This is a genomic window from Patulibacter brassicae (assembly GCF_033949425.1).
In the GTDB taxonomy this organism is placed as follows: Bacteria; Actinomycetota; Thermoleophilia; order Solirubrobacterales; family Solirubrobacteraceae; genus Patulibacter; species Patulibacter brassicae.
In genome coordinates this window covers 18,403-42,514 of sequence record NZ_JAXAVX010000017.1, presented here as the reverse complement: position 1 = coordinate 42,514, position 24,112 = coordinate 18,403, and the positions used below count along the sequence as shown (strand labels likewise).

Genomic DNA, 24,112 nt, shown 5'->3' with positions numbered 1-24,112 from the left:
GCCCGGAGGCGCCCGATGAGCGACGTCATCAACTGGCTGATCGACCCGCTCGAGTACGCCTTCATGCAGCGGGCGTTGGTCGTCGCGCTCGCCTGCGGCCTCGTCTGCGCGGTCCTCTCGTGCTGGCTCACCCTGCTGGGCTGGTCGCTCATGGGCGACGCCGTCTCCCACGCCGTGCTGCCCGGGGTGGTGCTGAGCTACGTCGCCGGTGCGCCGTTCGCGATCGGCGCGTTCGTCTTCGGCGCCGGCGCGGTCGCGCTGATCGGCGGGCTGAACCGGACGAGCCGGGTGAAGGAGGACGCCGCGATCGGCATCGTCTTCACCGGCCTGTTCGCGCTCGGGCTCGTGCTCGTGAGCGTCATCCCGTCGGAGATCGACCTCTTCCACATCCTCTTCGGCAACGTCCTCGGCGTCAGCGACGGCGACATCGCGCAGGCGGTCGGGATCGGGATCGTGGCGCTCGGCGCGCTGCTCCACCGCCGCAAGGACCTCGTCCTCTACGCCTTCGACCCGACGCACGCCCACGCGATCGGCCTGTCGCCGCGCCGGCTCGAGGCGCTGCTGCTCGGCGCGCTCGCGCTGACGGTGATCGTCGCCCTCCAAGCCGTGGGCATCGTCCTCGTCGTGGCGATGCTCATCACCCCGGGCGCCACGGCCTACCTGCTGACGGACCGGTTCGACCGGATGCTGCTCATCGCCGCGGCGGGCAGCGCCGCCGCCTGCGTCGTCGGCGTCTACGCGAGCTACTACGCCGACGCGTCGACCGGCGGGGCGATCGTCGTCGTCCTGACCCTGCAGTTCGTCCTGGCGTACCTGCTCGGCCCGCGCGGGCTGCTGCGCAGCCGGCGCGACCGGCGCGAGCCGTTGCCCGCGCCAGCCTGATCCGCTCCTCCGGGCGCGGCGTCGCGGACCGTCGCCGGGTCGGTCCGGCGTGCCGGTCGGACCGGGGACGGCCGCACGGACCACCCGACGTCACGGGAGCGACGTGCGTCCAGCCCCACGAGTCGGGGCGGGACGCACGCACCCCCTGGGGCACGGAAGCCGTGTGCGTCGGGGTCCGGAGGCCGACGCCGTCCGCAAGCGCCGCCGGAAGGGTCGGGAACCCTGTGCGGCGAGCCCCGGAACCCGGGTGCGGCATGACGCCACCGCCTGTCTCTCAGGAGCGGTGGGCGCCGGACCCCGGAGACCGAGGCCGCACCGGTGGAAGCTCCCTGCGCCCGGCCCCGACGAGGCCGATCGCGAGCCCCGGCGCGGCGCGGCAGCACCGCGACCCGTCGGCCACCGGAAGCGACGGGTCGGGGGACGACGCGCGGCCGACCTCGGCGGCCCGGGGCCTACGCGCGGTCGTCCGGGTCCTCGTCGGCCGGGAGCCGCCGGCGACGCGCGACGACCGCCAGCGCCACGAGGGCGGCGAGCGCGACGGCGGTGATCGCGAGGAGCGCCGCCGGCGGGCCGCCGTCCTCGATCGGGGCGATCTCCAGCCGGCCGCTGCCGCGGGCGCCGGAGACGTCGACGACGATCCGCTGGCGGCCGATCGTCGCGCCGTCGGGGACGGGGACGACCGCCTCGTAGCCGCCGGCGATCCGGTGGACCGTGCCGCGGACGGGGCGGCCGTCGAGCCAGATCGTCGTGCGGACGTCGACGGTCGCGTCGGCGCCCGACGCCGCGTCGGTGACGTAGGCGGTGAGGTCGAAGGCCCGACCGCCGCCCGGGGCCCCGTCCGGGAGCAGCTGGCCGGTGAGCTGGGTCCGGTACGGGCCCGTCACGGCGCTGCCCAGCAACGTCCCGCCGTGGGCGACCACGCCCGCGGGCCACGCGAGCAGCAGGCAGAGCGCCGCCAGGACCGCCGCCGCGCTCCCCGTCCGGTGGCGACGGACCCCGGCGGCAGCGACGGGGGACCCCCCGCGCGCACGGGTCTCCCCGAAGGGGGCGGCGCTGCGGGCGGGGCACCCGCTCGGGGGGACCGCCCGGGGAGGCCCTTGGAGGGGCGTCGCTCGCGGGACACGCGGGGCGGTCACGCCGACCACCCCGGCAGGCCCGGGCACGTGCGTCGCGCGCGCGGCGGGACGAGGTAGTTGCCGCGGGCGGTCACGTTGAGCCACTCGTTGATCCCGTTGTTGACCTGGGCGCCCACGCCGGCCGAGGCGTCGATCGCGCGGGCGGCGTTCATCGCCCGGCGCGTGCGCTCGAAGTCCTCGATCGACCGCTGCAGGGCGACGAAGTGCACCTGCGCCGCGTCGCCGTCCCGGCTGTCGAAGTCGCGCCGCAGGATGATCGGCCGGTCGTCGCGGCGGACCGACGCCATCGACTCCGCGTGCCCGACGACGCCCCGGCGGCGGGCGACGTCCCGCAGGTCGCGGACGGGGTTCGCGATCCCGTCCGGGCGCCGCTCCAGGTCCTGCGGCGTGGCGTCGGCGGCGAACATCCGCCGCACCCGCCCGGCCTGGTCGACCCCGTGGTACCAGGTGTCGAGCGTCAGCTCGATCGTGGAGACGTGCATCGTCGTGCCGCCGCGCCACGGGCCCTCGGCGATCGTCACGTCGTCCTCCGTCGCCTGGTTGCGGCGCAGGCCGGACTGGAAGCCCATGTACAGCGGCGCGTCCCGGTCGATGGCGCGGTCGCCCGGGAGGCCGACGACGTCGCGCTGGCGGGCCCGCGGCAGCCCCGCGCCGACGAAGCCGGTGCGGCGGGCGCGGACCCGCAGCAGGTCCGTGAGGGACACCGACCCGCGCGCCCCGCGCAGCGTCCCGCCGTGCAGCAGCGCGCGCTCGACGCGGTCCAGCCGCGCCTCGTCATCGGCGGCCAGGTGGACGATCGCGACGGGGTCGTCGATCGCCGGGGCCTCCGTCGGGCTCAGCGCCCGCGCCCTCGGCACCGGCGACGCGACGCCGATCCGGCGGAACCACGCCGGGCCCCAGCCGACGACGACGAGCACGCCCGCGGCGCTCCGCGGCAGCGCGCGCTCGAGCCGGCGCAGCCCCGCCTCGGCGGCCCGGGCCCGCGCGGGCGTCGGGTCGGCGACGAGGTCGCAGAGCAGGAGCCGGTGGAACCGGGGCGCCAGGACGTTGTCGTGCGCGTCGCGCCGCAGCGTCGCGTCCCACGCGTGCTGGCGCGGCTCGCCGGCGGACAGCGGCGGCAGCGCGACCGGCGAGGCGTCGTCGCCGCCGGTCAGCGCGGCCGCGGCCGCCCCCGCGCCCGCGACGCCGGCCGCGCCGCCGCCGAGCAGGAGCCGGCGGCGCGTCAGGCCAGTCCGGGGGCGCCGCGCGGCGTCGGGTCCGCGGGTCAACGCGCGCTGCCCTTCCACGTGAACGGGATGCTCGCCCGCACCGTCTCGTTCCAGCGGTCGACGACGTCGCTGTGGCGCCCGATCCGCGGCGGGCCGATCACGAGCTGCGCCACGTACTTCCCGGCCTTCGGGATCGCGACGTTGTCGCCGTAGTGGATGCCCATCCCCAGCCCGGTCATCGGGTACTGCGGTCCGGACGCGACGACCTTGCCGGCGGCGTCGACGATCCGCAGGGTGATCGACGCGTCCGGCAGCCGGTCCCCGCTCTGGGCGTCGGTCAGCACGAGCATGACGTGCGCGTTCTCGCCCTTGCGCGGCGCATGGCGGACGAACCGCTCGCCCTCGGAGACGGCGAACGTCACCGGGGCGCTGACGTCGAGCTCGACCTTCCGGTCGCCGGCGGTGGTCTCGCCCAAACGCGTCATCGCGTGCGCGTCGCCCCCCGTCGCCGTCGTGTCGGATCCCCCGTGCCCCGACCCCGCGTGGCCGTCGTGGCCGCCGGTCGCGGCGGTCGTCGTCGCGGAGCCGGAGCCCTCGACGCTCGTGCCGGCGTCGTCGCCGCATGCGCCGAGGCCGGCGGCGAGGACGAGGAACGCGGCGGTGGTCGAGACGCGGCGGGCGGTGGCGGAGGAGGGCATCGTGGTCCTTCGGGTCGGGTGCGAGGAGGTCGCGTCGCTCATCGGCGGACCTCGAGGTCGAAGCGGGCGTCGTACTGGTCGAACTCGGACACGCGGACCGTCAGCACGACGCTCCAGCGCCCGGGGCTCGGGAAGGGCAGCGCGTCGACGGCCAGCTCGCCCGGCGCGCCGGTCGGGCTGGCGGTCTGCTGCAGCGCGGCGGCGCCGCGCTCCGGCGGGCGCTCGGCCAGGTCGACGCTGCGCGCGTCGGGGAAGGGGCGCCCGGCGGCGTCGCGCAGCGTGATCCGGACGCGGTTCGTGCCGACGCGCGCGGGCGCGATCTCGACTCGGGCGCGCAGCGGGCCGAGGTCGCGCTCGACGGTGACGGGCCCGGGCGGGATCGCGACCGCCGGCTGCTCGGTGGAGAGCGCGCCGGTCGCGGCGAAGACCGCGAGCAGCAGCGCGAGCTCCGCGCGGACGAGGCGGCGCAGGCGCCCGGCCACGACCGGCGCGGCCGGATCGTCGTCGCCGGCGGCCACGTCGCGGCCGCCGGCCGTCGTGGTGCCGCCGGTTGCCGCGGCCGGCGCGTCGGCGAGCGCGGGGGCGTCGGCCGCGGGTACGGACGCCTGCCTGGGCGCCGCGGCGCGCAGGGCCGGAACGGTCCGGCGGTGGTTGCGCGTGGCGAGGGCCGCGATCGCGCAGATCAGCAGCGTCTTGATGAGCACGGCCCGCCCGTGCGCGGTGTCCAGCAGCGCCGACGGCTCGCGGACGAGCACGTAGCCCTGGACGGCGCCGCTGACCGCGACGGCGAGCACGGCCCAGATCGCGATCCGCGAGAACCGCTCGGCCGCGGACGCGAGCCGGTCGGCGCGGGCCGCCGACGGCAGGTCGCGCAGCGTCGCGGGCACCGCGGCGGCCAGCAGCACGAGGCCGCCGACCCAGACGGCCATCGCGACGACGTGCAGCAGGAGGGAGGCGAAGAGGACGCCGCGCGGCGAGATCGTCGCGGCGTGACCGGCGAGGCTCGGCAGCAGCAGGATCCAGGCGCCGGCCAGCGCGACGACCACCGCCGCAGGACGACCGCCGGGCCCCCCGGCGCGCGCGTCGACGACGAAGTCCGCCGGAGCCCGGACCACCGCGGACGCGGGCACCGCCGCGGCGGCCACGCCCGACGCCGACGTCGCGAACGCCGCCTCGTCCGCGACGGCCGGCGGGTCGACGACCGGCCCGCGCAGCGCGGGAACGCGCCCCGACAGGACGCCGACGAGCACCCAGGCGCCCGCGGCGATCGCCCACACGAGGCCGAACCGCGTGCCGAGCGCGTCGCCGATCGTGCCGGGTGACAGCGCCCCCCAGAACGACGTTCCGGCGATCTCCGCGCCCTGGAGGATCGTTCCCGCGGCGGCGCTCAGGGCACCGACGACCGCGCCCGCGACGACGACCTGCCGGCCGCGGCGCCCGCCCCCGCCGAGGCCGACCGGTCGCAGCACGAGCAGCACGACGAGCAGGGCCCCGACGCCGAGCGCGATCGCGAGGTACTGCAGCGCGCGCACGACGGCGAACGCCGTGCGGGTGACCGGCCCCGACTCGGCGCCCTTCAGCGCGTCGGCGACCGACGTGCCGGTCGCCGACGCCCGGCCGATCGAGAAGACGATCCCGTTGGCGATCGGGTGCCCGTCGGCCGAGGTCACGCGGTAGGTGGCGGTGTAGCTGCCCTGCGGCAGGTCGCCGGCGAGCCGGACGGCGAGGCGCTTCCGGTCGCCATCGGGATGGAACGGCGCGCCCGCGCCGACCCGGTCGCCGTCCGGGGCGAGCACCTGGACCGCGTCGTCGGTGCTCTGCACCGGCTCGCTGAAGCGGAACTCGACCGTCGCGGGTGGCTGCGCGACGACGGTGCCGCCGACCGGGACGCTGCCCTCGAGCTGGGCGTGCGCCGATGCCGACGCGGGGAGCGCCAGGGCGACGACGAGCAGCGGGAGCAGCGCCCGCAGGAGGCGGCGCGGCGACGGCGGGACGGGGCGGGGCACGGCGGCTCAGGCGCTCCGACGACGGAGGGCGAGGGCGGTCCCGCCGAGGGCGACGACGAGCGCGACGATCGCGAGGACCAGCGCGAGATCGTCCCCGCCGTCGTCGTCCGCGGCGGCGGTGGGCGCGGCAGCGGGCGCCGCGGTCGGCGTCGCGGCGTCCGCGTCCTCCCCCTCACCGCCCGCGTTCTGCCGTGCCGCGCCGGCCAGGACGCGCGTCACCGGGGCGGGGCTCTCGCTGTCGGGCGAGCCGATCCAGCGGGCGACGGTGCCGTCGTCGTAGCGCTGGAGCGCCTTCCAGGTGAGGGTCGTCGGCCGCTCGGGCGTGCTCGCGAGGAAGCGGAGCGTCGCGTACCCGTCCGTCGCGAGCCGGCCGGTCCAGACGATCCGCTCGACGGCGCCGTTCGGGGCGGTGACGAGGCGCCGCTTCCAGCCCGGCGCGTCGCCGTAGGCGAACGGCAGCAGCCCCGGCGGGAGCTTCAGGTCGACCGTCGTCGTGTGCGCGTCGCGCTCGCTCGGGACGAGGACGGTGAACTCGGCCGGGTCGTCGGGCGCGGCCGTCGCCGGCCGGACCTGGATGTGGGCGTCGGCGACCGCCGGGACGGCGAGCGCGAGGCTCGCCGTCCCGACCAGCAGCCGGCGGAGGGTCCGTCCGCTCATCGCCGCGCCAGCCGGAAGCGGAACGTGCCGCTCTGGCGGTGGCCGTCGGCGGCGACGATCGACCAGCGCGCGACGTAGCGCCCGGCCTTCAGCCGCGAGCCCAGCGCGACGCGCAGGCGCTTCACCGAGCGGGGGTCGACCCCGCCGGACCCGCGCGAGACCTTGCGGCCCGCGCGGGTGACGGAGAGCGTGCCGCGCCGGATCTGCCCGGTGAACGTCACGGTCACCGAGCGGGTCGCGGTCGAGGCGGTCCTGCCGCTCCGGGGGCTCGTCGACGCGACCTCGGTGTGCGCCTGGGCGGCGGTCGCGAGGGCGAGCGACGCGATCGTGGCCAGCGCGGCGGCCGACCAGCGGGTGGTGGTGCGCATGGGGTGCTCCTGTCGGTGGGGGATCAGCGGGCGACCGTCGCGGTGACGGAGCCGGTGACGACGTCGAGGCGGACGGGGACCTTCGTGGTCGCCCTGCGCAGCCGCGTGCCGGCGGCCCTGCCGGGCTTCACCGTCACCGTCGCGGTGCCGGCGCCGCCGAGGACGGCGGCCTTCGAGCCGAGGACGGTCGACGGCAGCCGGAGCTTCCGCGCGACGGCCCGCGTGACGGTCGCGCGGACGCGGACGTGCTGGCCGGCCGGACCGGTGACGGTCACCGGCAGGCCGCGCGTCGCGATGCGCGTCGGCGTGACCGTCGCGGCGGCGAGCGTCGCCGCGATCGGCTTCGCGATCGGCGCCCGGGCCGCGGCCGCGGCCGCGCGTGCCTCGGCCGCGCGGCGCGCCGCGTCGAGCTCCGCGACCCGCTGCTCGAAGGTCGCGATCTGGGCCTTCAGCGGGCCCTCCGTCGCGGCGATCGTGTCGGCGACGAGACCCGAGTTGAAGGCGGCGATCGTCGTCTGGGTGGCGTCGGCCGGGACGTAGGAGCCGGCCGTGGCGCCCGGCAGCGCCTCGCACGCCGCCTCGCGGGCCGCGTCCGTGTCGGCGACCTGGGTCAGGTCGACCCCGGTGCGGGCCTGCACGACCGCCAGCCAGTCGGCGGGGTGGTCCTCGAGGCCCGCGCTGCCCCGTTGGAACGGCACGTAGGCGTAGAAGGGGTCGGTGCCCTGCCAGGCCCGGATCGCGGCCGGGTCGGTCAGCGCGGGGACGTCGCAGGTCGCGTGCGCCTGGGCGCCGGTGACCGCGCTCGGCGTGCTGTAGGTCAGGACGTCGTAGCCGGGGGTGCTGCGCAGCGCGCTCGGGGCCTTCGCGTAGTTGACGACGCCCCCGGTCGTCGTGCCGTTGCTCTCGCGCAGCACGTACGTGTAGCCGTGGTTCGCCACGACGTAGCGGACCTGGTCGGTGAAGGTCGGCGGATCGGTCGCCGGCGTGACGGCGACGCGGGCGCTCGTCTCGTAGACCGACGGGTGGGCGGCGGCCGCCGCCGGGAGGGCGAGGGCGCCGAGGCCGAGGAGGCCGGCGGTGGCGAGCAGGGTGCGGCGGTGCGTCATGGCGGTCATCGGATCGTTCGGGTGTTCGAGGTGGCCCGCTCGGCGCGCTCGCCGGACGGGAGGAAGACGGCCTGGTAGCGGCCCTGCGGGGGACGCCGCAGGCGGAGGGTGAAGCGGCCCGTCGCAGGGCGGGCGGTGGCCACGGGACGCACGTCGTCGGCCGGGAGCAGGAGCACGCGGCCGGGCAGCCGCGGCGAGACGGTGCCGCGCACGACGACGCGCCGACCGCTGCGCCGGGTCACGGTGGTGATCCGGACGCGGGCGCGGACGGTGACCGTCCGCGTCTGCGACCCGACGCCCTCGACGTCGGCCCGGACGGTGCTCGTCTCGGCGAGCCGGACGCGCAGCGCCCAGGCGCCGGTGGCGCGCGTCGTCGTGGTGACCGTGCGCGCACGGCCGCGCGTCGGCGTGACCGTCACGGCGACGGGGACCCCGGCGCGGCCGGGCGTCGCCTTGCCGGTGAGCTTCACCGTGCGCTCCCCGGTGATCCGGGAGGGCGCCGTCAGGGCCACCGCCGCGGTCGCCGGCGGCCCGGCGGTCCCGCCCGGCGTGCCGGGATCGCCTCCGGGTCCGGGCGCCCCGGGCGTGCAGGAGCCGACGAGGACGTCGGCTCCCGTCTCGGTCGTGTCCGGGCTCGTGCCGCCGGGGGCGCGATCGACCCAGTGCGCGGCGGCACCGGTGATCCCGTCGTAGGTCAGCGCGAACGGCCCGGTGACGCGTGCGCCGGCGACCGCCCCGGTGGCCGCGGGGACGTCGATCGTCACGGCGCCGTCCGGGCCGCTCGTCGCGGAGCCGGTCGTCGCGCCCTGGGAGGCGAACCCGCCGGCGCTCGTCCACGTGCCGTGGTCGTAGCGCAGGGTGCCGTCGCGCAGCGCCTCGGCCCGGACGTAGCGGATCGGGTCCGCGCCGCCGATCCGGAACAGCAGCGCGAAGCCCGCCGCGTCGGAGTCGTCGTGGGCGGGCGCCCAGACGCCCTGCGCGACCTGGACGACGGCCTGCAGCCGGCCGGCGTCCTCCGACAGCCAGGCGGCCGTGACGTCGGTGTTCGCGTGGTGGCCGTCGCCGCGGGCGTCGGTGATCTGCGGGGTGCCGCCGCACGGGGCGGGCGGCGCCGCCTGCGCGGGCACGGCGAGCGCGAGGGCGGCGAGGACGCCGGTCGCGAGGATCGTGGTGGTCGCCGGGAGCGAGCGCGCGCGGGCGCCGTCCGGCGGGTGGACGTCCGGTCCGGGCGGACCGGTGGTGGCTGGGGGCACGGGGCCCTCCTCGGGTCGTCGGTGGGGCGGTCGTCGTCCTCCCGGGCCGGCCGTCGCGGCCTGCCACGCCGGAGGAGCGCCTGCGTCGCACGGCGACGACCGGTCCGTCGGCCGGCGGGGAGAGGCCTCCCCCGGCCGCGGTCGGTGCCGCGCGGCGCACGGCGCTCCTCCGGGAGCGCGGGCACGGTCGGCGTGCCGAGCAGCGCCGACCGCGCACGGCCGGCGAGTCACGGGTCACGGGGTCACGGCGGCCGGGCGCGCACGGCGGCGCGACGCAGCGACCCCGATCCGGCGCGCGCAGGCGCGACGGACCGACGACCACGGGACCCGGGCTCGGCCCGGGACGGGCGCACCGCCGACCGGCGTCACTAGGACGGCCGGCGCGGACCGCATGGGTCCGCTCGCCGCGGGTCGCGAGACCCGGCGGGAGCGGCCCTCACCGAGGAGCCGGCGCGCAGCGGACGCCGCCCCAGGGCGACGAACGGCGACGCCGGACCACGACGGCGATCCAGGCTCAGCGGTGCGCGAGCGCCGCCGGTGGCGGGCGCATCGCGAGCGCGAACGCGAAGGTCCGGCCGGCGGGCCGGACGAGGCGCGCGAGGACGGGACGCGCGATCCGTCGCGGCGCGCGCACCCGGCGGTGCCGGCGCCGCGAGCGGGCGCGGGCGAGCGCCTCCTCACCGGGGAAGACCCCGACGACGAGCGCGCCGAAGAGCAGGAGCGCCGGGGCGAGGACGAGCGCCACCGAGGGCGACGCCGCGGCCACCGCGACTATTAGCGTCACGAGCGCGAGGAGGGCGAGGGCCCGGGTGATGTGGCGTGGCGCGCCCATCGACGCCGCGCACTCTAGAGGACCCCGCGCAAAGTTGGGGTCCTGATCCGCTTTTCGTATTTCGCGGGGGACGGGTCGCCCCGCGTGCCCTAGGCTGCACCTGTCCGGCGGCCCCCGCACGCCGGCCGCGTCCCCCGATGTCCCGCGTCGCCCCTGCTCCCGGCCGTTCCGCGCTCGTGCTCGTCGCCGCGCTGCTCGCGGTGCTGGCGGCCGTCGGATCCGCCGGCGCGGCCGGCCCCGGCGCGCCGGTCGGCAAGCGGTACGTCGCGCTCGGCGACTCGTACTCCTCGGGCCCCGGTCTCGCGCCGAGCCGGGAGCCCGGCTGCGGACGCTCGGCGGTGAACTACGCCTCGCGCCTGGCGGCGGCCCTCGGGCTCGGCCCCGAGCGTCGCGGAGACTGGGCGGACTACAGCTGCGCGGGCGCGACGGTCCGCCGCGGGAAGGCGCCCGGGATCAGCATCCCGGACCAGGTTCGCTGGGCGACGCAGGAGCGCGCCCTCGGGCCGGCGACGCGGGCCGTGAGCCTCACCGCCGGCGGCAACGACAGCTGGAGCGGCCGCCCGCACGACGCGCTCTCGGCGATCCTCGCGGCCTGCGTCGCGTCGGGCCCGCCCTGCGGCCCCGGCCGCCGCGTGGGACCGCTCGCGCAGCTGCTGCCGGAGGGCCTGACCGCGCTGCTGCCCACCGGAGTCGCGGAGCTGCTCGCCGCCCCGCTGGCCGGGGCGCGCGAGGACGACCGCTGGACGACCCCGGCGCAGGTGACCGCCGCCCGTGCCACCGCGCGGCTCGCCCCCGCGGTGGCGTCCATCCGCGAGGCCGCGCCGCACGCGACGATCGCGCTCGTCGGGTACCCGCAGGTCGTGCCGACGAGCGGCCGCGCGGGGTGCGCCGGGCCGCTCGGCCTGGGCTGGAGCCTCGAGGCCGGCGAGGTCCGCTACGTCAACGCGCTGCTCGACGCCCTCGACGGAGCGCTGCGCGCCGCGGTGGCCGACCTCGACCGCCCCGGTGCCCCCGTCCGCTACGTCGACCTGCGCGGCCCCAGCCGCGGGCACGACCTCTGCGCCGGACCGGACGCGTGGGTCAGCGCGCCGGTCGCCCAGGGCCTCGGGTTCCTGGGCAGCAGCCTGCACCCGAACCGGCGGGGGATGGACGCGTTCGCGACCGTCGTCGAGCGGCTCGTCGACGGGACCGGACTGCGACCGGCCGTCCTGTCGCGCACCATCCCCCGGCGCCCCGGCACGGGCATCGCGGTCGCCACCGCCGCCGCGCTCGCGGCGCGGCGCTGATCAGCACTCGCACGTGGAGCGACGCGTCAGGCGGTGCTCGAGCGACGTGGCGGGCAGGGCGACGCGCTGCCGGCGGAGGAGACGCGGTAGCGCTGCCGCTTGCGGCCCAAGAACCAGCCGGCGTACGTCGTGCCGCGAATCGGGAACGTCGTGACCGTGCGCCACCGCGAGCCGGCGCGCCGCTGCAGCGCGACCCCGCCGGTCCCGCGCGGCGTCACCTCGCCGGCGACGCGGCACCGCCGGCGCCGCGCGTCGTAGCCCCAGGCGGCGGTGACCGTCGGATCCGGCATCCCCGGCAGCCTCGCGACCGGCCGCGGCCGTCACGTCGGGAGGGGCACCCGCAGGTTTCGTGGGGCGACCGCGACGTCTGGGAGCCTGTCAGGACCGATGCAGACCCCAGGCTCCCCCCGGCCATCGTCGCTGCCCTGCCACCTGCGCCCGCTCGGCGCGGTGCTCGCCGCCGGAGGCGCGGCGCTCGCGCTCTCCGCGTGCGGCGGCAGCACGACCACGACCGTCGTCGTCGTCCAGACGACGCCGCCACCCGCGACGACCCCCAGCACCCCGACGTCGACCGCCACGGTCCCGACGACGCCGACCGTCGCCACCGCCGAGGTGCCGAGCCCCACGGTCCCGACCGTCGCGACCGCGCCGACGCGCCCGACGCGCACCGCGACGCAGCGCCGGCTCGAGGCATCGGCCGAGAAGACGGTCCGGAACTTCTACGCCGCCCTGCGCTCGCGCGACGTCTCCGCCGTCTGCTCGCTCCTGACGACCGGGACCGTGCAGCGCTTCGGCGGACGGGCCAACTGCAAGAACGGGCGGTACGTCCGCAGCAGCGCGGCGACGGGCGTGCCGCGGTCCAGCCACGGGCTGCGATTCACGACGCTCTTGACGAACCGCGACCGCCGCGCGGTCGTGCTCGTGCGGGCCGGCGGGCGCCGCTACGCGGTGCGGCTCGCGCGTCAGGGCGGGCAGTGGCGCGTGGCCGGCTCGCGCCGGTTCGGGAGCTGACGAGCCCGGCGCGACCAGGACGGCCGCGCCCGGCGTCCCGTCGACCGGCCACTGGCCGGGCGACGGGCGCGATCAGACCGCGGAGGTCGCGGCTGCTCGGTCGCGACGGCCGAGCAGCGGCTGACCGGCGATCGCGCGCTCGGCGGCGTGGCCGAAGCCGAAGGCCAGGGCGGCCCAGATGATCGCCTGGGTCCCGAGGTTCGCCAGCCGGAAGTCCCAGAGGATCTGCGGCGGAAACGGGGCGGCGACCTCGTTCTCGTTCGGCAGCGCGAGGTGGGCGACGATGATCAGCCCGACGAAGAGCGTCAGGCCGGCGGCCACGGCGTTGCCGACGCCCCAGCGGGGCGACAGGTCGCGGATCGTGCGCCCCGCGGCGACGGCGGCGACGATCGCGATGACGATGAGGACGAAGAACCAGCCCGTCCGCTCGCCGATGGTGTCCCCGCTGCCGACGGCCGGCGGGTTGGCCGGGTACTTCGTCAGCGGCACGATCGCGATGCAGACGAACGCGGCCGAGCAGAGCACGAGCGCGGTGGCGCGGGCGCGCAGCTGGCCGATCCGGCCGTAGACCATCGCGAAGACGAGGCCGAGGAAGCCCCCGACGGCGGTGGCGAAGATGAGGATGCCGAGCAGCAGGCCGAGCGTGCTCTGCACGTCGCGGCTGACCTCGGGCGGGGCGCTGTCGACCTCTCCGGCGGCCGCGGCGGCGGCCTCCTCGACCGCGATCGCGGCCTTCACCGGCGGCTCGCCGACGAGATACGCCCAGACGAACGCGAGCAGGCCGGCCACGAGGCCGACCAGCATCCCGCGCACCAGCAGGGTGCGGACCATGTCAGCGGGGGCTCAGTGGCAGGGGAAGCCGAGCAGGTGTCGCGCGTCGTGCACGAGCTCGTGGACGCCGCTGCCGGAGAACACGGCGGTCGCGCCCTCCTCCGCCCCGACGAAGTAGATCGCGAACATCAGGACGATGCCGGCGAAGATCCAGTAGGGGAGCAGCTCGCGCGGGGAGGCGACCGGGATCGGTGCGCGCTCGGCGGCTGGCTCGATGGCGGTGGGGGTGCTCACGTCGTCGTCTCCTTCGGGATCTCGCGTCCCGGGCCTCGGATTCACGTGGTGCCTGGAGTCTCTGGCTCCGGGCCCGAGGGCCCTCACAGTGGCGCGACCGCGCCGGACTCGCACCGGCTTCCTCGCGACACCACGCGTCGGGCGCGCATGATACCGGCGTCGGCGTCCTTCGACGAGGGGCGGGGGCCCACCGCACGCGCCCCGATCAGAAGACGTCGATCGTCCAGGGCGCGCGCGGCGTCCGCGCAGCGGGGTCGAGCGCGGCCGTCGCGCCGACGCGACGCTCCTCGGCGAGACCGGCGGCGAGGAGGCCGATCGGCGAGGTCCCCCCGAGCGCGATCGAGGCCAGATCGCGGTCCCGCAGCACGACGTCCGCGGCGCCGGCGGTGCGGGTCGCGGCTCCTCCGTCCGGTCCGACCTCGAGCCGCCAGCGACCGGCCAGGGCGGCGTCCTCCGACCTGATCTCGACCACGAGCGCGGCGTCCGCGGCCCAGCCACGGGCGGCCACGAGCGCCGGCAGGTCGAGGATCCGCAGCCACAGGGCGTCGGACTCGTGCAGGACCCGCAGGTCCTGCGGCGCCGCGACGAGCAGGGCGAGCTCGTCGTCGACGGGCCGCTCGTGCAGCTCGACGCGCGTGGCGAGGTCGATGCTCGTGAGGAAGCCGAGCAGGGCCCGCCGGGCCCCCGGGGTCAGCGCGACGAGCTCGGCGGCCTGGACGACGACCTCCGTCGGCTCGGCGGCGGGTCCGGTATCGCCGGCCGCGACGACCCGGTAGATCGCGTAGCCGTCCGCGTGGAGGGCCACGTGCAGCGCGCTGTGCTCGCCGCCGGGCGGCTCGTCGAGCAGGATCCGCTGCCGCCACCAGGCGGCGGTGCGCGAGACGATCCCCGCGCGGTCGGCCCGCGCTCGCTCGTGCAGCGGCGCGAGGAGCGGGTGCGCGTCGGCCGTCGCGACGAGCCGGATCGGGCCGTCGGCCGCCGTCGGCGGCGTTCGCAGCGGGGCGCCGCGCGCGATCGCCGTACGCCGGGTCGCCGTCGCCGGGCCGAACCCGAACCGGCCGTAGATCGTGCCCTCCGACGCCCAGAGCCCGGCGAGCGGCTCGCCGCGATCGCGCGCGTCCTCGATCTGCGCGGCCATCATCGCGCTGAGGAGCCCCCGGCGACGGTGGGTCGGCAGGACCGAGACGAGGGTGATGCCCGCCATCGGCAGCGTGCCGCCGCCGGGCAGCGAGACCGTCCGCGTCCACGCGCCGGAGGACGCCACGACGGCGCCGTCCTCGACGACGATCCGCGTGCGGTCCAGCTCGACCCGCGAGCGGCTGCGCTCGCGCGCGGCCGGGGTCTGCGCGCGATGGAAGGCGACGTCGCAGACGTCGAGCATCGCGTCGAGCTCGTCCGCGGCGGCCGGGCGGGGGGACCAGGACGTCACGCCGTCCACGCTACCGCGGCCGGGGCGCGTCTCCCGGGGCCTCGCCGCCGTTCCCGCGGTTCGAGCCCGCGAGGTGGTTGGCAACGCGCCCCGGCGGGCAGGAGCGGACTCGATGAGCGACCGATGGACCGCGTTCGTGCTGACGCACCGACGGCCGATCGCCGCCCTCTGGGTCGTGCTGACCCTCGTGGGCGCCTGGGCGGCGTCGAGCCTCGGCGACCGCCTCTCGACGAGCTTCGACGCTGATCGCCCGGCGTTCGACGCCAACCGCGCCATCGTGGCGCAGGCCGGCTCCGGGGGCCTCGTCCCGCCGCTCGTCCTGGTCGCCGAGCGCACCGGCGACGCGACCGCGGCCGACGCCGAGCGCGCGCTCGGACGGGTCGCCGCGGCGGTCGACGGAGGGCGGTCGGTCGTCGGCGGTCCCGGCCTGAGCGACGCCGACCGGCGCGTCGCGGCCGCCGTGGTCCTGCCGCCTCCGGGATCCGCGTCGCCCGACGAGAACCCGCGGGCGCTCGCGCAGGCGCGCGCCGCAGCGGCGGCCGCGAGCGGGGACGGGACGACCGTTCGCGTCACCGGCCTCGAGGCCCTGGTCGACGACGACGGCGGCGGAGAGGGCGTCGGGCTGCTCGTCGAGGTGCTGCTCGGCGGCCTCGGGGCGCTCGTCGTGCTCGCCCTCGTGTTCGGCTCGCCGCTGGCGATCGTGCCGCTCGTCGTGGCCGCGGCCTCCATCCTCACGACGTTCCTGCTGCTGCGGCTGCTCGTGCTCGTGACCGAGGTCTCGTTCGTGGTGCAGTTCCTCGTCGGCCTCATCGGCCTCGGGGTGGCGATCGACTACTCGCTGCTGCTCGTGGTCCGCTGGCGGGAGGAGCGCGATCGGGGCGCCGACGGCGAGGAGGCCGTGCGTCGCGCCATGCGCTCGGCCGGTGGGGCGATCGTCGTGAGCGGGACGACGGTCGCCATCGGGCTGCTGGCGCTCCTCGCCGTCCCGGTGCCCTTCATCCGCTCGATCGGCTACGGCGGGCTCCTCATCCCGCTCGTCAGCGTCCTCGTCGTGCTGACGCTGCTCCCGGGTGTCCTGGCCGGGAGCGGGCAGCGCCTGGACCGCCGGCGCGTCGGGCACGAGCGCGAGGCCGGTCGGGGGTGGACGCGATGGTCCACGTGGGTCGTGCGGCGACGCTGGCCGGCGGCCGTCGCCGGCCTGCTGCTCGTCGGGGCGCTCGCGTGGACGGCCACCGGGCTGCGGCCCGGGCAGCCGTCGGTCGACGCGCTCTCGTCGTCCGGATCGGCGCGCACCGCGCTGGTGCAGCTCGAGCGCGCGGGGATCGGCAACGGCGTGCTGACGCCGGTCGAGGCGGTGGTCGGCGACGACCGCGCCGCGGCCTTCGCTCGGCAGGCCCGCGCCGTCGACGGCGTGCGCGCGGTGCGCGCTCCCGCGGGCGCGCCGTGGCGCTCCGGGCCGCAGCGGCTGGCCCTCGTGCTGCCGGCGGCCGACAGCGCGTCGGACGACGGGCGGACGACGCTCGACGCGCTGCGCGAGCTCGACGACGGGCGATCGGTGCGGATCGGCGGCGTCGCGGCCCAGGACCGCGACCTCACCGACGCCATCTACGGGGCGTTCCCCTGGATGGTGGCGCTCATCGGGGTGCTGACGTTCGCGCTGCTCGCGCGGGCGCTGCGCTCGATCCTGCTGCCGCTGAAGGCGGTGCTCCTGAACGTCCTCTCGATCGCGGCGGCGTTCGGCGTCGTGGTCCTCGTCTGGCAGGAGGGCGTGGGCTCGGAGCTCCTCGGCGGCGTGCCCGCCACCGGCGCGATCACGACCTGGGTCCCGCTGGCGATCTTCGCGTTCCTCTACGGCCTGTCGATGGACTACGAGGTCTTCATCCTCACGCGGATGCGCGAGGAGCACGACCGGACCGGCTCCACGGAGCAGGCGGTGATCGGCGGCCTGGGGCGGACCGGGCGGCTCGTGACCGTCGCCGCGCTCATCCTCTTCCTCGCGTTCGTCGCGCTCGGCGCTGCCCCGAGCACGGAGCTGCGGATCCTCGCGACCGGCCTCGCGGCGGGGATCATCCTCGACGCGACCGTCGTGCGGGCGCTCATCGTGCCGGCGCTCGTCGTGCTGCTGGGCCGGGCGAACTGGTGGGCCCCGTTCGGGTCGCGCCGCGTCCCGTCAGACTGACGGACGATGGCAGCCCTCGGCGGCACCACGAACCGGCCCGGGGCCGGCTCCGTCCTCGCATCGATCGCGCGGCTCGTGATCGCCGCAGGCGTCGCGCTGACCCTCGCCGACGCGTCGATCGTGACGCTCGCGCTGCCCGAGATCCTCGTGCGGCTGGACACCGACGTCAGCGGCGTCGCCGCGGTGATCGGCGTCTACACGATCGTCCTCGCCGCGGCCGTGCTCGGCGCCGTGCCGCTGCGGCGCCGGCTCGGGTCGGGGCCGCTCGCGGCCGCCGGCATGACGGTCTTCGCGCTCGCGTGCCTCGCCTGCGGGGTCGCCGACACCCTGCCGGGCCTGCTCGCCGCGCGCGCGGCGCAGGCGATCGGCGCGGGCGTGGCGCTCGTCGGCGCGTTCGGGCTGCTGCACCGCGAGCGGCCCGCGACGCGACCGGATCCGCTGTGGGTCGCCGCCGCCGTCTTCGGCACCGCGATCGGCCCGCCGCTGGGCGGCGCGCTGACCGAGCTCTTCGACTGGCGGGCGATCTTCCTGGCCCAGGCGCCGGTGGCGGCACTGGCGGCGCTCGCCTGCCTGGCCCGGCTGGACCCGTCGACGCCGGTCGGGAGCCGGGGCGAGCGTCGATCGGACGACCCGGCCCCGACGACGCGCCCCGCCGGACCCCGCGACCGCGCGTGGCCCCTGCCGCCCGAGCGGCCCGGGGCCTCCACCGCGCGCCCGGCGCGTCACGACGCGCCGACCCGCGTCGTCCCGGGCGAGGACCCGACCGCGGCGACGCGCGTGCGGGTGCCGGCCGCCCCGACGCGGGACGGCGAGCCGGTCACGGTCGGCGACGAGGCGCCCGCGGCCGTCGCCTCGACCATGGACCGGTGGCGGGTCGGCGTCGCGCTCGCGCTGCTGGCGGCGGCGCTCACCGCGGTCCTCTTCCTCCTCGTCCTCCTGCTCGTCACGGGCTGGGCGGTGTCGCCGCTGAAGGCGGCGGTCGGCGTCTCGCTCCTGCCGCTCGCCGCGCTCGCGGGCGTGCGGATCCCCGGCGACCCGTGGCTGCGGGCGTGCGCCGGATCGGGGCTCGTCGGCGCCGGCGTGCTCGCCCTCGCGACCCTCCCGACCGTCGGCGCGGCGTGGGTCGTCCTGCCGCAGCTCCTCGCCGGCGTCGGGATGGGCATGGCGCTGCCCGCGATGGCCGGCGAGCTGCTCCCGGAGCGGACGCCGCGCGAGGCGGGACGGCTGCTCGCGCTGCGCCACGTCGGGATCACCGTCGCGCTGCTCATCCTGGCGCCCGTGACCGCGGCCCAGCTCGACCGCACGATCGACCGGACCGAGCTGCAGGTCGTCGCGCTCGTCCTCGATGCGAAGCTCCCCCCGCAGCCGAAGCTCGAGGCCGTCTCCCCCGCGCTCGGCGAGGTGTCGATCGAGGATCCGCGCGGCGCGCTGCGCGGCGCGCTCGACGGGCAGGCGGCGCGGTTCGCGTCCGATCCCGAGCAGGCCGCCACGTACGCGGCGCTCACCACGCGCGCCGACGAGACACTCGTGCGCGCGATCAACGAGGCGTTCGTCCCGGCGTTCCTCATCACCGGCGCGCTCGCGCTGCTCGCCGCGCTGCTCGTGCTGCCCGCGCCGGCGCGCCACCCGACGCTCGCCGTGCTCGTCGTCGTGCTCGGGCTCACCGTGGCCGGCGGCCAGGCGCTCATGTCGCGGTCGGCCCGTCCGCCCGAGGTCGTCATCGCCGATCCGTGCCCCGACCGCCAGCTGCCGAGCAGCGGCGGAGTGTCGGGCTTCGTGCAGGACACCGCGCTCTCCGGGCTGGACAACGCCGCCTGCCGCTGGGGCTCCTCCCGCGAGGAGCTGGCGCTCGCGATCGGGGACCCGGACCGCGCTCGCGCCTACGAGCGACGCTACGGGCACGACCCGCGCGACCCGATCTCGCTGCTGGAGGGCGCCATCACGGGCGGGCAGGGCGGGTTCGGGGATCTCGTCCGCAACATCCTCGGCGGCTGACGATGGCGGACCACGCCGCGCGAGGGCGGGACGCGGACCGCAGTCGCGCGGCGATCCTCGAGGCCGCGGAGCGGCTCTTCGCCGCGGAGGGGCACGACGCCGCGAGCCTCGCGCGGATCGGCGCCGCCGCGGGGCTCTCGCGACAGGCGCCCGCGTACTTCTTCGGCGGCAAGGACGCGCTGTACGCGGCGGTGATCGAGCGCCTCTTCGACGCCCGGGAGGCAGCGCTGCGCCCGACGTGGACGGCGCTGGCCGCGGTCGACGACGAGGCGCTGCCCGCCGCGATCCGGTCGGCGGTCGACGCCTACCTCGGCTTCCTGCGCGACCGTCCGGCGTTCGTGGCGATCGTCGAGCGCGAGGCGGTCGGCGGTGCGGCGCGCCTGCGGCGCGCGCCGCACCGCTCGACGGCGATGGAGGACGGGCTGGCCGGGCTGGCCGCGCGCCGTCCGGTCCCGGTCGACGACGTGCTGCTGACGGTCCTCGCGCTCGGGATGTTCTGGTTCGCCCACGCGGAGACGTTCCTCGCGCCGCGCGGGGTGCGCGCGGACGATCCTGCGGCGCTGGACCGGCACGCCGCGCGCATCACCTCCGCGGTCCTCGGGCTCCTGCCCGCCTCCGGCTGACGGCGCGGCGCGTCCGCTAACTTGTTGCTCGACAAGTTCGACCGGAGACCGCCCGTGCCCCGCTTCCACTTCGACGTCGGCTCGCCCTACGCGTACCTCGCCGCCCACCGCGTCGAGGCGCTGCTGGGCCCCGTGACCTGGGTCCCGGTGCTCCTCGGCGGGATCTTCCGGGCGACCGGTCGCGCGTCGTGGGCCCAGGCCGGCGACCGTGCCGGCGGCGTCGCCGAGGTCGAGCGGCGCGCCGCCGCGCTCGGCCTGCCGCCGGTGCGCTGGCCGGAGCCGTGGCCGAACGACGGCCTGCTCGCCATGCGGGTGGCGACCTGGGCGATGCGCCGATCGCCGGCCGAGGGCATCGCCTACGCCCGGGCCGCGATGGAGCTGCAGTTCGCCGCAGGGCGCCCGCTGAGCGACCCCGGCGACGTCGGCGAGGCGCTGCGCGCGGCGGGCCTCGACGCGCGGGCGGGTCTCGCCGGGGCGGCCGAGCCGGCGGTGAAGGACGCGCTCCGCGCGGCGACCGACCGCGCGCTCGCCGAGGGCGTCTACGGCGTCCCGACCGTGAGCGTCGGGCCGTTCCGCCTGTGGGGCGACGACCGGCTCGAGGACGCCGCGGCGATCCTGCGCGCGCGGAACGCTCACGCGTGACGGTCAGCGGGTCGCGCGGTGGTCGCCCGCCGGCACGCGCGCGTCGGCGAGCGCCGCGGCGAGCGCGGCGCGGTTGCCGACGCCGAGCTTCGCGAACGCGGCCGAGAGCGTCCGCTCGACGGTCTTCTCGCTGATGTACAGGCGGTCCGCGATCTGGCGGTTGCGCAGACCGGCCCGGACGAGCTGGGCGATCTGGTGCTCGCGCTCGGTCAGCGCGCCGAGGCCGGCGCTGGTCCCGCGCGGGGCGGTGCGACGCCGGCGGCCCAGCCGGCGCAGCTCGAGGTCCGCGGCGTCGCTCCACCCGAGGGCGCCGATCGCGCCGAGCCGATCCGCCGCGCGCCGCAGGAGCTCCGCCGCCTCGTCGCGCCGGCCGGCAGCGGCGAGCGCGCGGCCGGCGACGGTCTCGCACCGGCCCGCCTCGATCGGCAGGGTCGCCGCGGCGCTGCGCGCGGCGGCGGCCATGGCGCGCTCCGCCGCGACGTCCGGCTCGCCGGCCACGATCGCGACCTCCGCCACCGCGCGCTGAGCGTGGGCGTCCTCGGCCGGCAGGTGGCCGCCGTGGGTCGCGGCCACCGCCCGGTCGGCCCAGCGCCGCGCCTCGGCGAGGTCGCCGTCGGCGAGCGCGGCGCGGACGAGCACCTCGCACGCCGGCACCTCGCCGGACCGCGAGGTCCGCAGGTGATCGCCGTCGAGCTGGGCCAGGAGCGCCGCGCGCGCCTCGCCGTGGCGCCCGGCGGCGAGGAGCGGGGCGGCGAGGTAGAAGCCGCTCATCCCCGGGATGAGCCCGGGATCGGCGTGCGCGACGAGCCGGACCGACTCCTCGCCGTCGGCGACCGCGTCCACGACGCGCCCCTGGGCGAGGCGCAGGATCGCGCGCTGCCCGAGGGAGACCGAGAGGAAGAGGTTGCGCGTCACGCGCCCGGTCTCGATCGCCGCGTCGATCATCCGCTCGGCCTCGGCGAGCCGCCCGAGGCGCAGCAGCGACCACGCGGCCGCGGTCCGGGTGAGCAGCAGCGACGAGCCCCGGCCGGTCTCGCGCACGACGCGCAGGACGCGATCGGTCGTCGCCAGCGACGCCTCGTGGCGCTCGCACACCGCCTCGGTCCAGCCGAGCCAGAGGCCGAGGTCGAGGCGATCGGCGAGCTCGGCGTCGTCGAGCGCCGCGAAGCGCCGGGCACCGTCGTCGAGCACCTCGTCCAGGGGGACGCCGAGGAAGTAGCTCGCCATCCCCATCTGCCCGGCGGCGGCAGCGGCGAGCTCCGGCCGACCGAGCGCGTCGGCGGCGTCGCGCGCGGCACGGGCCCGCTCGAGCATCTCCGGCGGCCGGGTCTCGAAGCCGGCACAGGCCGCGAGCTCGAGGTCGAGCAGCACCGCCGCCGCGGTGCCCGGGCCCGCACCGGCACGCGCGGTCGACAGGCGGGCGTGCGCATCGCGGTGGCGGCCGAGCAGGTGCTCGACCCCGGCGCGCTGGGCCACGACGACCGGTCGCTGCGGGTCGTCGGCGGGCAGGAGCTCGAGGACGGCCCCGAGCGCCGCGCTGCCGCGCTCCAGCTCGCCGGCGCTCGTCGCCGCCTCCGCCTCCTGGAGTCGCAGCGCGATGCGCTCCGGCGCCGACGCGGGGTCCTCGGGCACGAGCGTCGCGGCCGCGGCGAACCACCGGGCGGCCAGCGACGGGGCGCGGCGCACGAGGGCGTCCCCGGCGGCGCGCAGCGTGGCGATCGCCGCCGCGTCGCCGGGCAGGGCCGACCGCTCGAGGTGCGGAGCGCGCGCGGTCGGCGGCGCGCCGTGCGCCTCGAGGTGCCGCGCGACCTGACCGTGCGCGCGCGCCGCCCACGCGACGCCGGCATCGGCGAGCACCGCGTCGCGGACGATCGGGTGACGGAAGACGAGCGCGCGCGGCGTCTCGCTCGCCAGCGCGAGACCGGACGCCAGCAGGGCCTCGAGGGCCCACGGGACCGCCTCGGGGTCGAGCTCCGCGGCGCGCGCCGCCGTCAGCACGTCCCACGGGTCGCCGGCGACCGCGGCGCCGCGGAGCAGGCGCAGCGCGTCGGGGGGCAGGGACTCGAGCTCCCCGGCGAGCGCGACGCGGACGGCGTCGGGGACGTGACCCCCGTCCGGCGCCGGGCCGGCGCGCCGCTCGCCCTGCAGGTACGCCCGTGCCAGGGCGAGGAGGAAGAACGGCGTGCCGCCGCTCTCCTGGTGCAGCTGGCGCGCGACCGGCTCGGGGACCCCGTCGCCGAGCAGGCGCAGCGCCGCCGGCAGGTCCAGCGGCTCGAGGTCGATCCGCACCGCCTCCTCCTCGCGGACGGCCGCCGCCGCGGCCCGCCCGAGCTGGGCCGGCAGCTGCGCGGGCCGGAACCCGAGCACGACGCCCACGGCCCCGCGCGGCGGACGCGCGTGGAGGTGGGCCAGCAGCTCGATCGACGCGGCGTCGGCCCAGTGCACGTCGTCGAGCACGAGCAGTACCGGCCGCTGCTCCGCCGCGCGGTGCAGGAGGCGTCGCAGCGCGTCGTAGCCCCGGTGGCGCTCCTGGGCGGTGAGCGGATCGTCGGAGCCGGGGCCGCCGGCGGTCGGCAGCACCGCGGCGAGCTCGTGCGCGTCGTCGGCGACGAGCCGCTCGCGCTCGGCGACCGGCAGAGCACGGAGCCAGTCCTCCAGCGCGTGGCGGACGATCCCGAACGCCGGCTCGGCGTCGAAGTCGGCCGCGCGCCCCGGCAGGACGAGGTGGCCCCGGCTCTCGGCGATCGTGCGCAGCTCGCGCAGCAGGCGGCTCTTGCCCATCCCGGCCGGGCCGGCGACCTGCACGGCCCAGGGTCCCTCGTCGGCGAGGACGCCGGTGGCACGTGCGAGCTGCCGCTCGCGTGCGACGAGGGGGACGTCGTCGAGCACGTCGCGACCCTATCGGCCGTCTCCACCCGGGTGAGGGTGAAGCTGAGGGACGCGGTGAGGGACGACGTGAGGGAAGCCCCCGATGAGGAACCGCTCGCACGGGGCGAGCCTGCCGCCGGTGCAGCGCTCAGCGGTCCCCGTCTTCCTGTCGATCGCCGATCGACGGGACTCCTCGCGTGCCGTCCGTCGGCGCCGTCGGCGGCGGGCCGTCCTGCTCGCGGTGGCCGTCCTCGTCGCGATCGGCGGGGCGCTCGTCGGGGCGCGCTCGGCGCTCGCGGCACCGACCCCGGTGGTCACCACGCCGGCGGACTACACCCCGTACTTCCAGGGCGACGTCGTCCTGGCGGACTACTTCTGCGCCGACGGCACGTCCTGCGGCGGCACGCGGCCGTCCGGGGAGCCGATCGACACCGCCACGCCCGGCCGGAAGCTCTTCGACGTCTCCGCCAGCCGGGACGGGATCGGCAACACGCGTCATCTCGCGTACTGGTCGCGCAGCGACGCCCGGGGGTCGCTTTCGGGTCGTCATGCGTCCGCCGACCGCCGGTCGCGGGCTGATCTAGCGACTTCGGGCCGGCTCCTGGTCGGCGACGCTCCCACGCGTCGTGACCGCGCGGTGACGTGAGCACGGTCCGAAGGGACCGGTGGCATCGGGAGAGCCGGGCGGAGCGTCGGGGGACGCGCCGCCCGGCTCCTCCTCCTCGGGCCGAGGTCCCGAGCCGGGCAGCCCGCGACGGCGGCCCGACGTCCCGGCGTCCGCCCCGCGCGCTCCCGCTGCGGGGGCGGCGACGGCACCAGGTCCCTCGAGAGCAAGTGCCCGCCCCCGCGGGAGCGACAGCGGTCACGG

At 77.9% G+C, this 24,112-nt stretch carries 22 protein-coding genes and 1 riboswitch; of the genes, 8 read left to right on the top strand and 14 right to left on the bottom strand.

The genetic code is table 11. The features are described from left to right. The first annotated feature begins 15 nt into the window (after positions 1–15). Positions 16–882, top strand: coding sequence for a metal ABC transporter permease (locus SK069_RS18750; RefSeq protein ID WP_319955792.1), 867 nt, complete (start codon positions 16–18; stop codon positions 880–882). Between the two features lie 452 nt (positions 883–1,334). On the opposite strand, the gene SK069_RS18745 is transcribed toward SK069_RS18750, so the two are convergent. The 9 genes from SK069_RS18745 to SK069_RS18705 all read right to left on the bottom strand — a co-directional run bounded on the left by SK069_RS18745 (position 1,335) and on the right by SK069_RS18705 (position 10,146). Beyond that, complete coding sequence (locus SK069_RS18745) at positions 1,335–1,766, bottom strand: hypothetical protein (protein WP_319955791.1); 432 nt, start codon at positions 1,764–1,766, stop codon at positions 1,335–1,337. A gap of 248 nt (positions 1,767–2,014) precedes the next feature. Further along, entirely contained in the window at positions 2,015–3,304 is a 1,290-nt protein-coding gene (locus SK069_RS18740) for a DUF7405 family protein (RefSeq protein WP_319955790.1), read from the bottom strand. Then, positions 3,283–3,924, bottom strand: coding sequence for an iron transporter (locus SK069_RS18735; protein WP_319955789.1), 642 nt, complete (start codon positions 3,922–3,924; stop codon positions 3,283–3,285). The genes SK069_RS18740 and SK069_RS18735 overlap by 22 nt, the downstream gene beginning before the upstream one ends. A 38-nt stretch (positions 3,925–3,962) precedes the next feature. After that, positions 3,963–5,930, bottom strand: coding sequence for a copper resistance CopC/CopD family protein (locus SK069_RS18730; protein WP_319955788.1), 1,968 nt, complete (start codon positions 5,928–5,930; stop codon positions 3,963–3,965). Between the two features lie 6 nt (positions 5,931–5,936). Beyond that, on the bottom strand, positions 5,937–6,587 hold the full coding sequence (locus tag SK069_RS18725) for a DUF1775 domain-containing protein (protein ID WP_319955787.1): 651 nt from the start codon (positions 6,585–6,587) through the stop codon (positions 5,937–5,939). Then, a complete protein-coding gene (locus tag SK069_RS18720; protein ID WP_319955786.1) occupies positions 6,584–6,955 on the bottom strand; it encodes a copper resistance CopC family protein in 372 nt (123 codons plus the stop codon). The genes SK069_RS18725 and SK069_RS18720 overlap by 4 nt, the downstream gene beginning before the upstream one ends. A 23-nt stretch (positions 6,956–6,978) precedes the next feature. Continuing rightward, positions 6,979–8,061 (bottom strand): hypothetical protein, encoded by a 1,083-nt coding sequence (locus SK069_RS18715; protein ID WP_319955785.1) that lies wholly within the window; start codon positions 8,059–8,061, stop codon positions 6,979–6,981. 5 nt (positions 8,062–8,066) lie between these two features. Beyond that, positions 8,067–9,314, bottom strand: a complete 1,248-nt coding sequence (locus SK069_RS18710) for a hypothetical protein (RefSeq protein WP_319955784.1) — start codon at positions 9,312–9,314, stop codon at positions 8,067–8,069. Positions 9,315–9,828: 514 nt separating this feature from the next. Beyond that, positions 9,829–10,146, bottom strand: coding sequence for a hypothetical protein (locus tag SK069_RS18705; protein ID WP_319955783.1), 318 nt, complete (start codon positions 10,144–10,146; stop codon positions 9,829–9,831). A 137-nt stretch (positions 10,147–10,283) separates the two neighbouring features. Between SK069_RS18705 and SK069_RS18700 the strand changes: the two genes are divergently transcribed. Next, the gene (locus SK069_RS18700; protein ID WP_319955782.1) at positions 10,284–11,432 is read left to right on the top strand and encodes an SGNH/GDSL hydrolase family protein; all 1,149 of its coding nucleotides are present in this window, start codon (positions 10,284–10,286) and stop codon (positions 11,430–11,432) included. Between the two features lie 26 nt (positions 11,433–11,458). Here the strand turns inward: SK069_RS18700 and SK069_RS18695 are convergent, their stop codons facing one another. Then, on the bottom strand, positions 11,459–11,722 hold the full coding sequence (locus tag SK069_RS18695) for a hypothetical protein (RefSeq protein ID WP_319955781.1): 264 nt from the start codon (positions 11,720–11,722) through the stop codon (positions 11,459–11,461). A 97-nt stretch (positions 11,723–11,819) separates the two neighbouring features. Between SK069_RS18695 and SK069_RS18690 the strand changes: the two genes are divergently transcribed. Then, positions 11,820–12,443 (top strand): hypothetical protein, encoded by a 624-nt coding sequence (locus tag SK069_RS18690; RefSeq protein ID WP_319955780.1) that lies wholly within the window; start codon positions 11,820–11,822, stop codon positions 12,441–12,443. 72 nt (positions 12,444–12,515) lie between these two features. Here SK069_RS18690 and SK069_RS18685 read toward each other — a convergent pair whose 3' ends face one another. The 3 genes from SK069_RS18685 to SK069_RS18675 all read right to left on the bottom strand — a co-directional run bounded on the left by SK069_RS18685 (position 12,516) and on the right by SK069_RS18675 (position 14,937). After that, the gene (locus SK069_RS18685) at positions 12,516–13,274 is read right to left on the bottom strand and encodes a CbtA family protein (protein ID WP_319955779.1); all 759 of its coding nucleotides are present in this window, start codon (positions 13,272–13,274) and stop codon (positions 12,516–12,518) included. Positions 13,275–13,286: 12 nt separating this feature from the next. Then, complete coding sequence (locus SK069_RS18680) at positions 13,287–13,508, bottom strand: CbtB domain-containing protein (RefSeq protein WP_319955778.1); 222 nt, start codon at positions 13,506–13,508, stop codon at positions 13,287–13,289. A 55-nt stretch (positions 13,509–13,563) separates the two neighbouring features. Further along, a riboswitch (cobalamin riboswitch) is annotated at positions 13,564–13,632 on the bottom strand. Between the two features lie 81 nt (positions 13,633–13,713). Further along, a complete protein-coding gene (locus SK069_RS18675; protein WP_319955777.1) occupies positions 13,714–14,937 on the bottom strand; it encodes a GNAT family N-acetyltransferase in 1,224 nt (407 codons plus the stop codon). A 112-nt stretch (positions 14,938–15,049) separates the two neighbouring features. Between SK069_RS18675 and SK069_RS18670 the strand changes: the two genes are divergently transcribed. Genes SK069_RS18670 through SK069_RS18655 form a run of 4 tightly spaced genes read left to right on the top strand, consistent with a single transcriptional unit; the run spans position 15,050 to position 20,376 of the window. Next, a complete protein-coding gene (locus SK069_RS18670; protein WP_319955776.1) occupies positions 15,050–17,116 on the top strand; it encodes an MMPL family transporter in 2,067 nt (688 codons plus the stop codon). Between the two features lie 6 nt (positions 17,117–17,122). Then, on the top strand, positions 17,123–19,111 hold the full coding sequence (locus SK069_RS18665; RefSeq protein WP_319955775.1) for an MFS transporter: 1,989 nt from the start codon (positions 17,123–17,125) through the stop codon (positions 19,109–19,111). 2 nt (positions 19,112–19,113) lie between these two features. Then, entirely contained in the window at positions 19,114–19,734 is a 621-nt protein-coding gene (locus SK069_RS18660) for a TetR/AcrR family transcriptional regulator (RefSeq protein WP_319955774.1), read from the top strand. Positions 19,735–19,788: 54 nt separating this feature from the next. Then, complete coding sequence (locus SK069_RS18655) at positions 19,789–20,376, top strand: 2-hydroxychromene-2-carboxylate isomerase (protein WP_319955773.1); 588 nt, start codon at positions 19,789–19,791, stop codon at positions 20,374–20,376. Between the two features lie 3 nt (positions 20,377–20,379). Here SK069_RS18655 and SK069_RS18650 read toward each other — a convergent pair whose 3' ends face one another. Then, positions 20,380–23,265: an ATP-binding protein gene (locus SK069_RS18650; RefSeq protein ID WP_319955772.1), complete on the bottom strand. Its 2,886-nt coding sequence runs from the start codon at positions 23,263–23,265 to the stop codon at positions 20,380–20,382. Positions 23,266–23,347: 82 nt separating this feature from the next. On the opposite strand from SK069_RS18650, the gene SK069_RS18645 reads away from it, so the two are divergent. Then, entirely contained in the window at positions 23,348–23,890 is a 543-nt protein-coding gene (locus SK069_RS18645; protein ID WP_319955771.1) for a hypothetical protein, read from the top strand. The last annotated feature ends 222 nt before the right edge of the window (positions 23,891–24,112 follow it).